The sequence below is a fragment of the Anaeromyxobacter sp. SG66 genome (genome assembly GCF_022690805.1).
Classification (GTDB): Bacteria; Myxococcota; Myxococcia; order Myxococcales; family Anaeromyxobacteraceae; genus Anaeromyxobacter; species Anaeromyxobacter soli.
This window is the reverse complement of record NZ_JALCZC010000108.1, coordinates 1-14215: the sequence shown is the minus strand read 5'-3', so window position 1 is coordinate 14215 and position 14215 is coordinate 1. Positions and strand designations below refer to the sequence as shown.

13 protein-coding genes are annotated in these 14215 nt (G+C 74.1%); 9 read left to right on the top strand and 4 right to left on the bottom strand.

The genetic code is table 11. The features are described from left to right. The first annotated feature begins 7 nt into the window (after positions 1–7). From MNZ39_RS20135 to nadD, 3 genes are read left to right on the top strand one after another with little or no spacing between them, the layout of a single operon-like run. The gene (locus MNZ39_RS20135; RefSeq protein ID WP_242340875.1) at positions 8–1270 is read left to right on the top strand and encodes an exo-beta-N-acetylmuramidase NamZ domain-containing protein; all 1263 of its coding nucleotides are present in this window, start codon (positions 8–10) and stop codon (positions 1268–1270) included. Between the two features lie 45 nt (positions 1271–1315). Beyond that, positions 1316–1867 carry a metallophosphoesterase gene (locus MNZ39_RS20130; RefSeq protein WP_242340874.1) on the top strand — a complete coding sequence of 184 codons (552 nt, stop codon included), beginning with the start codon at positions 1316–1318 and terminating at the stop codon, positions 1865–1867. Then, positions 1867–2463: a nicotinate (nicotinamide) nucleotide adenylyltransferase gene (gene nadD, locus MNZ39_RS20125; RefSeq protein WP_242340873.1), complete on the top strand. Its 597-nt coding sequence runs from the start codon at positions 1867–1869 to the stop codon at positions 2461–2463. Before MNZ39_RS20130 ends, nadD begins: the two co-directional genes overlap by 1 nt. Before the next feature lie 145 nt (positions 2464–2608). Here the strand turns inward: nadD and MNZ39_RS20120 are convergent, their stop codons facing one another. Continuing rightward, positions 2609–3271 carry a hypothetical protein gene (locus tag MNZ39_RS20120; RefSeq protein WP_242340872.1) on the bottom strand — a complete coding sequence of 221 codons (663 nt, stop codon included), beginning with the start codon at positions 3269–3271 and terminating at the stop codon, positions 2609–2611. 347 nt (positions 3272–3618) lie between these two features. Here MNZ39_RS20120 and MNZ39_RS20115 point away from each other — a divergent pair, with 347 nt between their 5' ends. After that, positions 3619–4134 carry a DUF4442 domain-containing protein gene (locus tag MNZ39_RS20115; protein WP_242340871.1) on the top strand — a complete coding sequence of 172 codons (516 nt, stop codon included), beginning with the start codon at positions 3619–3621 and terminating at the stop codon, positions 4132–4134. On the opposite strand, the gene MNZ39_RS20110 is transcribed toward MNZ39_RS20115, so the two are convergent. Further along, positions 4106–6589 carry an AAA family ATPase gene (locus MNZ39_RS20110; protein ID WP_242340870.1) on the bottom strand — a complete coding sequence of 828 codons (2484 nt, stop codon included), beginning with the start codon at positions 6587–6589 and terminating at the stop codon, positions 4106–4108. The genes MNZ39_RS20115 and MNZ39_RS20110 overlap by 29 nt on opposite strands. Positions 6590–6657: 68 nt before the next feature. On the opposite strand from MNZ39_RS20110, the gene MNZ39_RS20105 reads away from it, so the two are divergent. Both MNZ39_RS20105 and MNZ39_RS20100 read left to right on the top strand, forming a co-directional pair. Next, entirely contained in the window at positions 6658–7596 is a 939-nt protein-coding gene (locus MNZ39_RS20105) for a patatin-like phospholipase family protein (RefSeq protein WP_277957128.1), read from the top strand. Between the two features lie 109 nt (positions 7597–7705). After that, the gene (locus tag MNZ39_RS20100; protein ID WP_242340869.1) at positions 7706–8311 is read left to right on the top strand and encodes a class I SAM-dependent methyltransferase; all 606 of its coding nucleotides are present in this window, start codon (positions 7706–7708) and stop codon (positions 8309–8311) included. A gap of 7 nt (positions 8312–8318) precedes the next feature. Here MNZ39_RS20100 and MNZ39_RS20095 read toward each other — a convergent pair whose 3' ends face one another. Next, a complete protein-coding gene (locus tag MNZ39_RS20095; protein WP_242340868.1) occupies positions 8319–9386 on the bottom strand; it encodes a metallopeptidase family protein in 1068 nt (355 codons plus the stop codon). 249 nt (positions 9387–9635) lie between these two features. On the opposite strand from MNZ39_RS20095, the gene groL reads away from it, so the two are divergent. Next, on the top strand, positions 9636–11273 hold the full coding sequence (gene groL, locus MNZ39_RS20090; RefSeq protein WP_242340867.1) for a chaperonin GroEL: 1638 nt from the start codon (positions 9636–9638) through the stop codon (positions 11271–11273). Positions 11274–11499: 226 nt separating this feature from the next. Here the strand turns inward: groL and MNZ39_RS20085 are convergent, their stop codons facing one another. Then, positions 11500–12873 (bottom strand): diguanylate cyclase, encoded by a 1374-nt coding sequence (locus tag MNZ39_RS20085; protein ID WP_242340866.1) that lies wholly within the window; start codon positions 12871–12873, stop codon positions 11500–11502. A 25-nt stretch (positions 12874–12898) separates the two neighbouring features. Between MNZ39_RS20085 and MNZ39_RS20080 the strand changes: the two genes are divergently transcribed. After that, on the top strand, positions 12899–13675 hold the full coding sequence (locus MNZ39_RS20080; protein WP_242340865.1) for a chemotaxis protein CheW: 777 nt from the start codon (positions 12899–12901) through the stop codon (positions 13673–13675). A gap of 144 nt (positions 13676–13819) precedes the next feature. Then, positions 13820–14215 (top strand): response regulator (locus MNZ39_RS20075; protein WP_242340864.1); only part of this gene is annotated, 396 nt, incomplete at its 3' end.

Below are 14215 nucleotides of genomic sequence, written 5' to 3'. Positions count from 1 at the left end.
TCGACCGATGCCCCGCCGCTCCGCCCCGCCCCGCCGCACCGCCCCCGCGCCGCGCCGCGCCGCCGCCCGGCCCGCTCGCGGGGGCGACGCGCGGGTCCGCTCCGGCCTCGACGTGCTCGCGCGCAGCCGGTTCCGGCAGCTCCGGGGCCGGCGCGTCGGGCTCGTGTGCAACCCCACCGCGGTCACGGCCGAGCTCGTCCACGCCGCGGACCTCCTCCACGGCGCGCCGGGCGTCGAGCTCGCCGCCCTGTTCGGGCCCGAGCACGGCGTCCGCGGCGACGCGCAGTACATGGCGGCCGTGGGCGGCGAGCGCGACGCGCGCACGGGGGTGGCGGTCCACTCGCTCTACGGCGAGACGACGAGCTCGCTCAAGCCCTCGCCGGAGGCGCTCGAGGGGCTCGACGCGCTCGTGTTCGACATCCAGGACGTGGGCGCCCGCTACTACACGTACCAGGCGACCATGATGCTCTGCATGGAGGCGGCGGCCGACGCGCGCGTGCCGTTCGTCGTCCTCGACCGCCCCAACCCGATCGGCGGCGTCCTCGTCGAAGGGCCGCGGCTCGCCCCGGGCTTCGAGAGCTTCTGCGGCCTGCACGATCTCGCGCCGCGCCACGGCATGACGATCGGCGAGCTGGCGCTCCTGTTCCGCGCCGAGCGGAAGCTCGACCTCGATCTCGAGATCGTCGCCTGCGAGGGTTGGCGGCGCGGCGTGGGGTTCCGCGAGACCGGACTGCCGTGGGTGTTCCCGTCGCCGAACATGCCGACGCCGGAGACCGCGCTCGTCTACCCCGGGATGTGCCTCCTCGAGGGCACGAACCTCTCCGAGGCGCGCGGCACCACCCGTCCGTTCGAGCTGTTCGGCGCGCCGTGGCTCGACGCGCACCGGCTCGCCGAGGACCTCGCGCGCGAGCGCCTCCCCGGCGTCCGCTTCAGGCCGGCGAGCTTCGTCCCGACCTGGGACAAGCACGCGGGGGTCCGCTGCCACGGCGTCGAGCTGTTCGTGACCGACGCGGCGCGCTTCCAGGCGTTCCGGGCCGGGCTCGCCTGCGTGCTCCACGCGCGGGCGCAGGACCCGGCGCGGTTCGCCTGGCGCACCGAGCCCTACGAGTTCGTCGCCGACGTGCCCGCGTTCGACCTGCTCTGCGGGTCCGCGCGCGAGCGCGAGGGCCTCGAGGCGGGCGCCACCGTCGCGGAGCTCGCGCGCGCGTACGCCCCCGAGGAGCGGGCGTTCGCGCGCCGCCGCGCGGCCTACCTCCGCTACGCGGGCTGAGGTAGGCTCCGCTGCCGGGACGGAGGGACGGGCGAGGAGGGTGACTTGAGGATCGGGCTCGCGAGCGACACGCACGGAAACCTCGACGCGCTCCTCCGCGCCTTCGAGCGCTTCGAGCGCGCCGACGCCGATCAGGTGTTCTTCCTCGGCGGGCGCCACTCCGACGTGGACGGCGTCCTCGCCCGGCGCCGCCGCGGGACGCCCGACCCGCTCGCCGCGCGCATCGTGCGCGTCGCGAGCCGCGCCTGCCCGGAGGCGGCGAGCGGCGAGGCGCCCACGACGCACGTCGACCTCGTCGAGGGCCGCATCTGCTGCCTCGTGCACGACAAGGCGGACCTCTCCCGCGACGACATCGCGAACGCCTCGATGTTCTTCCACGGGAACAGCGCGCGCGCCGCGATCGTGCAGATCGGCCCGCGCTGCTTCGTGACCCCGGGGCACCTGCGCGGCGAGGCCCCCGCGGACGCGCCTCCCACGTTCGGCCTGGTCGAGCTCAGCGATCGCGAGGTCGTCCTCACGGTCTACTCGGCGGACGGCGCGGAGCTGCGCACGGAGCGCTGCGCCCCGGCGGCGCAGGGCCGGATGTCGGTGAAGTGATGGCGCGGCGGCCGCCGGGCGGGGCGCGGGCGCGCGCGGGCGAGGGCAGGGCGGTCGCGATCCTCGGCGGCTCGTTCAACCCGCCCCACGTCGCGCACCTCATGGCCGCCTACTGGGCGCTCGCGACGCAGGACGTCTCGGAGGTCTGGCTCCTCCCCGCGTTCCGCCACCCCTTCGGCAAGGCGCTCGCGCCGTTCGAGGACCGCGTCCGCATGTGCGAGCTCGCCGCGCGCGCGATCCGCGGCGTGGGCGTGTGCACCGCCGAGGCCGAGCTCGCGGCCGATCCCCTCGTCGGGAAGACCGCGCGCACGCTCGAGCACCTCCAGGCGAAGCACCCCGACCACCGCTTCACGCTGGTCGTCGGCGCGGACATCCTGCCGGACACGGACAAGTGGTACCGCTGGGACCGCGTCCAGGAGCTCGCCCGCGTCGTGGTCGTCGGGCGCGAGGGCTACCCGCCGGTCGCAGGCGCGCCGACGCTGCCGGCCATCTCGTCCACGCTCGTCCGCGAGCGGATCGCGCGCGGCGAGGACGTGTCCGGCCTCGTGGCGAGGAGCGTGCGGGAGTACGTCGAGCGGACCGGATTGTACCGTTGAGGGCGCGGGGGACGACGGCTTCACCTCGTCCGCGATCCCGCGCTCCGATGGACACCGGACGGCCCCGGCAGCGGCACGAGGGGGCGCGTCGCCCGCCCGGCGTGCGGCGCGACGGGTTCCGACCGCTCGTGGCGCCCACTCTCCCTCATCCGGCCTGGGCCGGGGGCGGGTCGACGGGAGGCGGTCGCGTCGAGGTCGGCGTGGCGCCCCGCCACGGCAGGGCGGGGACGCGCGCCTCGCCCGATCGGCTGCGGGATCCCGGCTCCTCGCGCAGGAGCTGCAGCGCGCGGAGGCGAAGGTGTCCGCCGACGCGGGACAAAAGCGGCTCCAGCTGCGGCCGCGGATCGCACGCGAGGCGCCACAGGAGCGCGGCGAGCTCCTCGCCGCTCAGGTGATCGCGCTCTCGCGACCACCACTCGGCGATCTGCATCATCGGGCAGCGCGCGAGGCTGGCCTCGACGTCCTGCGTCCGGCCCTCGAGGAGGTGCTCGACCGCCTCCGCGAGGGCGCAGGGCACGGTGCATCCCACGAGCAGGCGCACGCGCAGCGCGTCCTCTCGGTCTCCCTGGTGCTCTCGGTGGTCGATCCGCTCGAGGACGTGCTCCACGTCCTCCCGGCGGAGGAGCACGCCGGTGGCGAGGGCGAGGTCCGCCGGATCCACCTCCCAGATGCGGCGCGACGCATTCGGCCGCGGGGACCGACCCCCTTGCCCGGCGGACACGGCCGTGGCGGCGCCCTCCCGCTGCGCCTCGCGGAGCAGGGCGCGGGCGGGAGAGCTCGAGCGGCCCTCACCGATAATGAGATTCATTCTCATGATGGTGACGATACGCCCGGCGCAGGCGGGAGTCAATCGTCGCCCCCCGAGGCGGCGGCCCATCGATTCGATCGCGACGGCGGCGCACGCTGGCTGGCCGCGCCGGTCAGACTCCTCCGCTGCTCGGTCGTCGTGACCCCGGCTCGCGGCGCCATCGCACGGCTCGTGACGCGACCCGATCGACGGCTCCGCGCTCGCGCGCCAGGGCCGCGAGCCACCCCGCCGCCGCTCCACCGGCGACGAGAGGACGCCTCCGACCTCGAGGCCCGGCGCGCCCGGAGGCGGGGCGGTGTTCACGCCTGGAGTGTTGCGGCGGGCCGGCGCGCGGTCAAACTCCGTCCATGCCCGAGTCCCTCCGCACGCGCCTGCAGCGGTACGGCTTCAACCTCTTCCCCGCCTACCGCGGGACGGGCGCGCGGGTGGCGTTCATCGCGCACGACTGGCGGGAGGTGCGGGTGGAGCTCCCGCTCTCGCGCCGGACGCGCAACTACGTGGGGACGATCTTCGGGGGGTCGATGTACGGGGCGGTCGACCCCGTCTACATGCTGATGCTCATCCGCTGCCTGGGCGCGGGCCACGTCGTCTGGGACAAGGCGGCCACGATCCGCTTCCTCCGGCCGGGACGGTCGACGCTGCGCGCGACGTTCAGGCTGCCGGTCGAGGAGACCGACGCGATCCGGGGCGCGCTCGAGACGGAGCGCTCGGTGGACCGGGTCTACAGGGTCGAGCTCGTGGACGGGCAGGGGACCGTCTGCGCGGAGGTGGAGAAGACCGTCTACGTGCGGCGGCGCGCGGGCGGCGGCGGAGGCGGGGCCGGGGCGCTGACGGTCAGCGGCGCGGCGCGCGCGAGATCCTGAGCGCGCCGCTGCCGGCGTCCACGAGCGCGACGTCGCCCGGCGCGAGCTCGCCGGCGAGGATCTTCTCGGCGAGCGGCGCCTCGACGTGCCGCTGGATGGCGCCGCGCATCGGGCGCGCGCCGAGCGCGGCGTCGAAGCCGCCGTTCTCGACGAGGAACGCGATCGCCTCGTCGGTCGCCGCGAAGCGGATCTTCCGCTCCGCCTCGAGCCGGCGGGAGGAGTCGGCGAGCAGGAGCCGCGCGACCTCGGCCACGTCGGCGCGCGAGAGCGCCGAGAACGAGACGCGCTCGTCGAGCCGGTTCCAGAGCTCCGCCGGCACGGCGCCGCGGGCGGCCTGGAGGACGCGGTCCTCGCGGGGGAGGACGCGCTCGGCGGCGCCGAACCCCATCGCGCCGGCGGAGGTGCGCGTCGCCTCCTCGGCGCCGAGGTTCGAGGTGAGGATGACGACGGTGTTCGAGAAGTCGACCTGGCGGCCGCGGCCGTCGGTGAGCCGCCCCTCCTCGAGGATCTGCAGGAGCAGCATCTGCACGTCGCGGTGCGCCTTCTCGATCTCGTCGAGCACGACGACCGAGGCCGGCCTGCGGCGGACGGCGTCGGTGAGCTGGCCGCCCTCGCCGTAGCCGACGTACCCGGGCGCGGCGCCCACGAGCCGGGCGACCCCGGTGGTCTCGGCGCACTCGCTCATGTCGAGCTGGACGAGCGCGTCGCGCGCCCCGTAGAGCGCGTCGGCGAGGGCGCGGGCGAGCTCGGTCTTCCCGACGCCGGTCGGTCCGAGGAAGAGGAACGAGCCCATGGGCCGGCGGGTCGCGAAGCCCGCGAAGTTCCGCTTCAGCACCGCCGCGACGCGAGCGATGGCGGCTGCGTGGCCGACCACCCGCGCGCGGAGGGCCGCCTCGAGCCCGAGGATCCGCTCGCGGTCGGAGGCGAGCAGCCGCGACTCGGGGATGCCCGCCATCTTCGCGACGGTGCGGGCGACGTCCGCGGCGTCCACCTCGGCCGCGCCCGCGCGCGAGGCGCGGGAGCCAGCGAGGTCGAGCGCGGCGACCGCCTTGTCGGGCAGGAAGCGATCCGTGACGTAGCGCGCCGAGAGCGAGGCGGCCGCCTCGAGCGCGCCCTCTGCGAAGCGCACGCGGTGGTGCTTCTCGTAGCGCGGCGCGAGCCCGCGCAGGATCGTGACCGTGTCGGCGATGGACGGCTCGCGCACGAGCACCGGCGTGAAGCGGCGCTCGAGCGCGGGGTCCTTCTCGATGTGCTGGCGGTACTCGTCGTGGGTGGTGGCCCCGATGCAGGGGAACTCGCCGCGCCCGAGCGCCGCCTTGAGCTCGTTCGCCGCGTCCTGCGGCCCCTCGCCCGTCGCGCCCGCGCCCATGAGCGTGTGGATCTCGTCGATGAAGACGACCACCCGGCCCGCCGCGCGGCGCACCTCCTCCTGGATCCCGAGGAGCTTCTCCGAGAACGCGCCGCGGAGCTGCGTCCCGGCCACCACGCTCGCCATGTCGATCTCGACGACCACGCGGTCGCGCGCGCTCGCGAGCAGCCGCTGCGCGATCCCCTCGACGATGGCCGTCTTGCCGACGCCGGGCTCGCCGACGAGGAGCGGGTTGTTCGTGCGGCGCTTGCCGAGGACGTCGATCGCCTCCTCGACCTCCTGCTCGCGGCCGACGAGCGGATCGAGCCGCCCCGAGGCGGCGAGCTCGGTCAGGTTCCGCCCGAGCTGCGCGAGCCAGGGGAACTCCTTGGGGTCGAGGGCGTGGGGGGAGCGGCGGGCGCGGGGAGCGGAGGGGGCACGGCTCGAGGTCTGGGTCGAGGTCGAGGTCGGGGTCGGGGTCGGGGTCGGGGTGGGGGTGGGGGTGGGGGTGGGGGTCGAGGTCGGGGCGGGGGTCGAGGCGGACGTCGGGGTCGCGTTCCCGAGGGCCTGCTCGAGGTCGGCCTCGAGCTCGCCGTCTCGCCTCGGATCCGCCGTCCGGCCGCGCGCCTCGCTCCGCCGCGGCGGGACGACCGGCTGCGCCGGGCGCACCTGCACCGGCTGCAGCTCGCGGAGCCGGCGGGGCATGCGCGCAGTGAAGTAGGAGAGGGCGACGTTCCGCAGGGTCGAGAGCTGGAGCCCGCACGCGCCGAGGAGCTGGTGGGCGGCGCTCGCGCGGACCCGGCCCATGGCGATGAGGAGGTGCAGGCAGTCGACCTCCTCCGCGCCGACCGACTCCGCGACCTCGCGCGACCGCTCGCGCAGGTCGCGCAGGACGCCCTCCGCCTCCTTGGGCTTCCCGGTCATCGCCGCGAGGATCCGGTCCTCGTCGATGCCGCGCTCCTTGAGGAGGATCTCCGCCCGGTTCGGGACGGTGAAGAAGGCGAGGAGCTGGTGAGCGCTGGTGAGCTTCTGGTTGACGCTCGCCGCGATGTCCGCGGCCTCGGCGACGACCTGCGCCAGCTCCATCGACTCGATGACCGGGGGCATTCGAGGGGACGATGCGATATCGTCCGGAAGGGGTCAATTTTCCCGCCGATCCGCTATGTTTCACCGGCATGCGCCGCCTCCTCGCCACCGCCGTCCTGCTCCTCGCCGCCTGCCGCACCGCGGCCCCGCCCGCGCTCGTCACCGAGCGCCAGCCCCCGCTCGTCGCGATCCCCCCGTCGCCCAAGGTCCCCGAGCCGCGCATCGCGCTCGTCCTCGGCGGAGGCGCCGCGCGCGGCTTCGCCCACATCGGCGTGATCCGCGTCCTCGAGCAGGAGCGCATCCCGGTGGACCTCGTCGTCGGGACGAGCGTCGGGAGCCTCATCGGCGCGCTCTACGCGAGCCACAAGGACAGCTTCGAGCTCGAGTGGACCGCGTTCAGGCTGGAGCGGGACGACCTCTTCGACTTCGGCCTCGTGAACGCCGTCGTCGGGATGGGCTACGCGAAGGGCGAGAAGCTCGAGCGGTTCGTCCGCGAGAGCGTGAAGCAGCGGGACATCGAGCAGCTCCGCGTCCCCTTCGCGGCCGTGGCCGCCGACCTGAACTGGGGCCAGACCGTGGTGCTCGACAAGGGCTCCGTGGCGCGCGCGGTGCGGGCGTCCTCGGCCATCCCCGGCGTGTTCGAGCCGGTGGAGCACCAGGGCAAGCTCCTCGTGGACGGCGGCGTCGTGGACAACATCCCCATCGACGTGGCGAAGGCGAAGGGAGCGGACCTCGTCATCGCGGTGGACATCGGGGCCGACGTCGGGAACACGAACATCAAGAACGTCGTGGACGTCATCCTCCAGGCGTCCGACATCATGTTCGCCGTGAACGTCGGGTTCCGGCGGCAGGGCGCGGACGTGCTCGTCCAGCCGAAGGTGGGCGGCGTGGGCATGCTCGACTTCACGAAGAAGAAGGACTGCATGCTCGCCGGCATCCAGGCCGGGCGCGAGGCGGTGCCGCGCATCCGCGCCGCGATCGACGCCTGGAAGGCGCGCAAGGCGCTCGAGGCGCGGCCGCGCGGCTGACCCCAGGGCGAGTGACGGCGTCCCGAGCGCCGGAGCGGGCGCGCTCGCGTGAGGGGGACGCGCCGCGGCGCTGGATCGCGCGCCGCGGCGCGGGTTAAGTACCGGCCCCATGCCCGCGCCCACGCGCTTCGACGCCCGCTACTACCGCCGGTTCTACGGCGGGCCAGGAAAGACCCACTCCGCGAGCGAGATCGCGCGCCTGGCGGCGGGCGTGGACGGCCTCGCCGCGTGGCTCGGCGTGGAGCTCCGCTCCGTGCTCGACGTGGGCGCCGGGACGGGGCTGTGGCGCAGCTGGTTCCGCCGCCACAGGCCCGAGGTGAGGTACCGCTCCATCGAGGTCTCGCCGTACGCCTGCGAGCGCTACGGCCACGAGCTGCGCGACATCTCCCGCTGGCGCGCCCGGGAGCGCTTCGACCTCGTCGTGTGCCACAGCGTGCTGCAGTACCTCGACGACGCCGCGGCCGAGCGCGCGCTCGACAACATCGGCCGCATGTCCCGCGGGCTGCTCTACCTCGAGGCCGTCACGCGGAGCGACCTCCCGATCCTGGACCTCGAGAAGTCGGACACGCAGATCCACGTGCGGAGCGGGGCCTGGTACCGCAGCCGGCTCGGGCGCCACTTCTTCCAGGTCGGCGCGGGGCTGTGGGGCTCGCGGAGGAGCCCCATCCAGCTGTTCGACCTCGAGGGGCCGGGCGCGCTCGAGAGCCGCCGGTAGGCCCGAGCTAATCCAGCCCGCGCGCCCACAGCTCGTCCTCGTCGAGGCCGAGGAAGTGCCCGACCTCGTGGACGAGGGTCACGCCGATCTCCTCGATGAGCTCGTCGCGGCTGCGCGCGAACCGCTCGAGGTTCTTCTGGAAGAGCACGATGGCCGAGGGCAGGTGGCTCCAGGGATCCATCGAGACCTTCTGGCCGTAGGGCGCGCCGCGGAAGAGGCCGAGGATGGCGGGCGAGAGGGGCGGGTCGGAGGCGCGGAGGTCGTCGTCGGCGGGGAGGTCCTCGACCGTGATCGCGACGTTCGAGAGGTAGCGCCGGACCTGCTCCGGGATCGAGGCGAGCGCGGCCTCGACCGCCTCGTCGAACGCGCGCGTCGAGAGCGCGATCGGCTCGGGGAAGCCCTCCGGGTCGAGCCTCCGCGCGCGGGCGAACCGGCGCCGCGCCTCGTCGGGCGCGCCCTGCCGCTCGGCGACGAGGCCGAGGTGGTGCTGCGTCCAGGGCTCGTCCGGATCGAGGGCCTCGGCGCGGAGGAGCGCGGCGCGCGCCTCGTCGAACCGGCAGAGCTCGTACAGCGCGAACCCCTGCTCGACCTTCACCTCGATCGCGTCGGGGAGCGCCGCCTCCGCCTCGGCCAGCTTCTCGAGCGCCGCGCGCGACTCGCCGAGCTGGCTCAGCCCCGCGCCCTCTAGCCAGGCGAACTCGCCCATCAGCGCGGCCTCGCCCGCCTTCCGCGCGAGCCGCGCTCCCCGCCGGGCGAGCTCGAGGCCGCGCTCGACGCGGGCGCGGTCGCCGTCGTCCTCGCCGCCGCCGTTCACGTGGAAGTCGGCCGCGCCGAGGAGCAGGTCGAGGTCGTCCTTGCCCACCGCGAGCGCCGCCTCGTACGCCTCGCGGGCGTCCTCCGCGCGCCCGAGCTCCGCGAGGGCGGCGGCGCGGTACTGGAGCGCGGCGACCGACCGCGGCGACGCGCGTAGCGCCTCCTCGGCGCGCGCGAGGGCGTCCTCGAAGCGGCCGTCCTCGAAGGCGTCGCCGGCGGCCTCGACGAGCGCCTCCCCGGGATCCGGGCGGGCAGGGGACATGTCAGCGCTCCTCTCGGCGGTGGCTCACGGGCGCGGCAGTAACGGCCGGGCGGCCGCCTGTCAAACCGGGATCCCCCGCGTGGGGATGGCGCGTGTTCACCCGGAGAGCGGTCGACGACGGGGCCCGGGAGCCCGCTTGACCGAGGTCCGCTCACGGTTATCTTAGCGGCCGCCCGGGGCGACTGCCAGCGCGCAGACCGGGTGAATTCAGCGAAACCACACGGATTTTCGACAAAGGAGCCTTCGCCCATGCCGGCCAAGGAGATCGCATTCCACCAGGGGGCCCGCGAGGCCATCCTCCGCGGCGTCCAGACGCTCGCCGAGGCGGTCGCGGTGACGCTCGGCCCGAAGGGCCGCAACGTCGTCATCGAGAAGAGCTTCGGCTCTCCGACCATCACCAAGGACGGCGTCACCGTCGCGAAGGAGATCGAGGTCGAGCCCAAGTTCGAGAACATGGGCGCGCAGATGGTCCGCGAGGTCGCGTCCCAGACCTCCGACAAGGCGGGCGACGGCACCACCACCGCGACCGTGCTCGCGCGCGCGATCTACGAGGAAGGCCTGAAGCTCGTCGCCGCCGGCCACAACCCCATGGATCTGAAGCGCGGCATCGACCGCGCCGTCGAGGTCATCGTCGCCGAGCTCAAGAAGCTCTCGAAGCCCACGCAGGGCAAGAAGGACATCGCCCAGGTCGGCACCATCTCGGCGAACGGGGACGAGACGATCGGCAACATCATCGCGGAGGCGATGGAGAAGGTGGGCAAGGAGGGCGTCATCACCGTCGAGGAGGCGAAGGGCCTCGAGACGACGCTCGAGGTGGTCGAGGGCATGCAGTTCGACCGCGGCTACGCCTCGCCCTACTTCGTCACGAACCCGGATCGCATGGAGGCCGTGCTCGAGGACCCGTACATCCTCATCACCGAGAAGAAGATCTCGGCGATGGCGGACCTCATCCCCGTGCTGGAGCAGGTCGCCCGCTCCGGCAAGCCGCTCCTCATCGTCGCCGAGGACGTCGAGGGCGAGGCGCTCGCGACGCTCGTCGTGAACAAGCTGCGCGGCACGCTGCACGTGGCCGCGGTGAAGGCGCCCGGCTTCGGCGATCGCCGCAAGGAGATGCTGAAGGACATCGCGACGCTCACCGGGGGCAACGTCGTGGCCGAGGAGCTCGGCATCAAGCTCGAGCAGCTCGGGCTCAAGGACCTCGGGCGGGCGAAGCGCATCACGATCGACAAGGACAACACCACGATCGTGGACGGCGAGGGGAAGCGCGCGGACATCGAGGCGCGCATCAAGCAGATCCGCGCGCAGATCGAGGAGACCACCTCCGACTACGACCGCGAGAAGCTCCAGGAGCGGCTCGCGAAGCTCGTCGGTGGCGTGGCGGTGATCAACGTCGGCGCGGCGACCGAGACGGAGATGAAGGAGAAGAAGGCCCGCGTCGAGGACGCGCTGCACGCGACCCGCGCGGCCGTCGAGGAGGGCATCGTCCCCGGCGGCGGCGTCGCGTACCTCCGCTCGCTCCAGGCGCTGAAGAAGCTCAGCGTCCCCGAGGGCGATCAGCGCTTCGGCGTGGCCATCGTCCAGAAGGCGCTCGAGTACCCGGCCCGCCGCATCGCCGAGAACGCCGGCTGGGACGGCGCCGTGGTGGTCGCGAAGATCAACGACGGCAAGGGCGCCCACGGCTTCAACGCGGCGACCGAGGTGTTCGAGGACCTCGTGAAGGCGGGCGTCATCGATCCGACCAAGGTCTCCCGCACCGCCCTCCAGAACGCCTCGTCGGTCGCGAGCCTGCTCCTCACGACCGAGGCGATGGTGGCCGAGAAGCCCAAGAAGAAGTCCGCGGCCGCGCCCGGGGGCGGGATGGGTGGGATGGAGGACATGGATTATTAAAGCCGCCGCAACCTCGCGGATTCGCTCGGGTGACGCGCGGCGCATTGACGGTCCGTCACGGACCAGGTATGTACCGCGAATACGGGACGCGGCGTCGGGAGAGAGGCCGCGCCCCGGATGACGAGGGCAACCGTTACTACGCGCTCTGCCGGGCGGAAACTGGGTGTCGTCGTCAGCGGGGCCGAGGGCGAGAGCTCTCGGCCCCGTGTGTTTCTCGGGAGGGCTGCTACGCCCGCTCGCGCTCGCCCGCCGGGACGGGCGGCAGGTCCTTCGAGGCGATGTACACGACGTTCCGGTTCGAGCGCTTCCCGCGGTACATCGCGCGGTCGGCGAGGTCGAGCAGCTCGGCCTTCGCGGACGCGTGCTCCGGGAAGCTCGCGAGGCCGATCGAGGCCGTGACGCGGACGCGCTGCCCCTCGTGGGAGAGGAAGCGGTGGTCCTCGATCGCGCGGCGGATGCGCTCGGCGACCTTGAGCGCGCCGCCCGAGTCGATGCCGGCGAGGATGACGACGTACTCGTCGCCGCCGTAGCGGACGACGACGTCCTCCTCGCGCACGCACGCGCGCAGGACGCGCCCGACCTCGACGAGCAGGCGCGAGCCGGAGAGATGCCCGTGCTGGTCGTTCACGGCCTTGAAGTGGTCGAGGTCCATGAACAGGACCGAGAAGGCCCGCCCGCCGCCGAGCTCGCGCTGGAGCGCCACCTCGAGGTAGCGCGTGTTGTAGAGGTGGGTGAGGTCGTCGAGGTACGCGAGGTGCTCGACCTTGCGCAGGCGGCCGAGGTTCGTGAGCGCGAGGCCGAGGTGGCGCGCGAGGAACGCGGCGCCCTCGGCGCACTCCTCCGAGAGCGGCCCCGTGACGAGCACCGCCGCGGCGCCGAGCACCTCGCCCTCGTCGGCGACGGGGACGCAGACCACGCGGTCGTGCCCGTCCGGCCCGACGCCCTCGGGCGCGCGCACCTCGACCGCGTGCTCGCGCCCGATCCGGGCGAGCGCGGGCCGCGCCGCCTCGAGCACCGCCTCCGCCTCGCGCCGCTCGAGCCCGTGCGCGCCGGCGAGGCTCCAGCCGCCCGCCGCGGGCTCGAGGAGCGCGCAGGCGGGCGTCACGCACTGCGCGGAGAGCGCGGCGAGCGCCATCGGGACGAGCCGGTCGCGGTCGAGCGTGCCCGCGATGCGCTGCCCCGTCTCGAAGAGCCGCAGGTGCTCGCGGAGCGAGCGGTTCTCGGCGAGGACCTCGCGCATGGACAGGCAGCGCTGCACCGCGACCTGGAGCTGCTCGGGCGTCACCGGCTTCACGAGGTAGTCGCTCGCGCCGGCGCGCATCGCGCGGACGGCGGGGTCGACCTTGTCGAGGGCGGTGATGACGATGACGCCGATGCCCGGGTCGAGCTGCTTCGCGGCGTCGAGGAGCTCGAGGCCGTCCTGGGGGCCGGGGAGGATGACGTCGGTGAGGAGGACGTCGAAGCGACGCCGCGCGAGCTGGGCGAGCGCGGTGTCCGCGCCGTCCGCGATCTCGACGTCGTAGCCCGCCGCGCGGAGGTAGTCCGCGTACACGGTGCGCGCGAACCGCTCGTCGTCGACGAGGAGGACGGCGTGTCCCATGGCCCTTCATCGTATCATGAGGTCCGTGCGCTCCCTCGCGTCCGATCGCAAGGCGCTGCTCTTCTCCGCGGGCGGCGTGCGGCTCGCGCTCCGGCTCGCGCACGTGCGCGAGATCCTCGCGGTCCCGCCGGACGCGGGAGAGGTGAGCGTCCGCGGCGAGCCCGTCCCGACCGCGTACGTCTCGACCGTGCTCGGGCTCCCCGCGGGCGGCTCGGGCTTCGCCCTCGTGACCGAGGGGCCGGCGCGCGTCGCGCTGCGCGTCGAGGCGCTGCACGGGATCGTCGACCTCGCCGAGGCGGAGGTCTTCCAGCTCCCGGCGCACACGCCGCTCCCCCAGCCGTCGCCGTTCGCCGGCGCCATCGTGGCGCGCGGCGAGCTCGCCCTCGAGCTCGCCGTCTCGACGCTGGGCTTCGCGCCGCTCGAGCCCGCGGAGGAGCTCCCGCCGCCGCCCGAGGGAGGCCTCTCCGCGGGGACGGAGCGGGAGCTCCGCTTCGCCCGCGGCGGCCGCACCTACGCGGTGCCGCTGTCGATGCTCGTCCAGATCCTCGAGGCGCCGCGCGTCGCGAAGGTCCCGCTCACGCCGCCGTCGCACCGCGGCCTCCTCCACCACGCGCGGGCGCTCCACCCGGTGGTGGACGTGGGCGTCCTCTACGGCGAGCCGCCGTCGGCGGAGGGGCGGACCGTGCTGCTCGTGGACGCCGGGGGCGCCGGTGTGGGCGTCGTCGCCGACCGCGTCGTGGGCGTCGCCGAGGGCGGCGAGGACGTCACGCGGCCGCCCTGGGACGCGGTGTTCGGCATGTAGCCGCGCGGGGGCTCGCGGCGCCGGTGTGCGCACCCGCGGATCGTCGCCAGGAGCCCGTAAAGCCTCGCGAATGTTGACATTCGTACGATCGCGGCGTTACTGGTTACGGTCTTTTCCCCCCCCCTCCGCTCCCCGGGATCGCCGATGCCCAAGAACCTGCTCCTCGCGGACGACTCCATCACGATCCAGAAGGTCGTGGGCATCACCTTCGCGAACGAGGACTACCAGGTCGTCGCCGTGGGCAACGGGGAGGACGCGATCGCGCGTGCCCGCGAGCTCCGCCCGGACGTCATCCTCGCGGACGTCGTCATGCCGAAGCGGAACGGCTACGAGGTGTGCGAGGCGGTGAAGGCCGACCCGGCGCTCGCGCACATCCCCGTGGTGCTGCTCGCCGGCACGTTCGAGGCGTTCGACGAGGCGCGCGCCCGCAGCGCTCGCGCCGACGGACACGTCGCGAAGCCGTTCGAGAGCCAGGCGCTCATCAACAAGGTCCGCGAGCTCGTGGAGGGCAAGGCGGCCGTCGCGGCCTCGGCGGCGGCC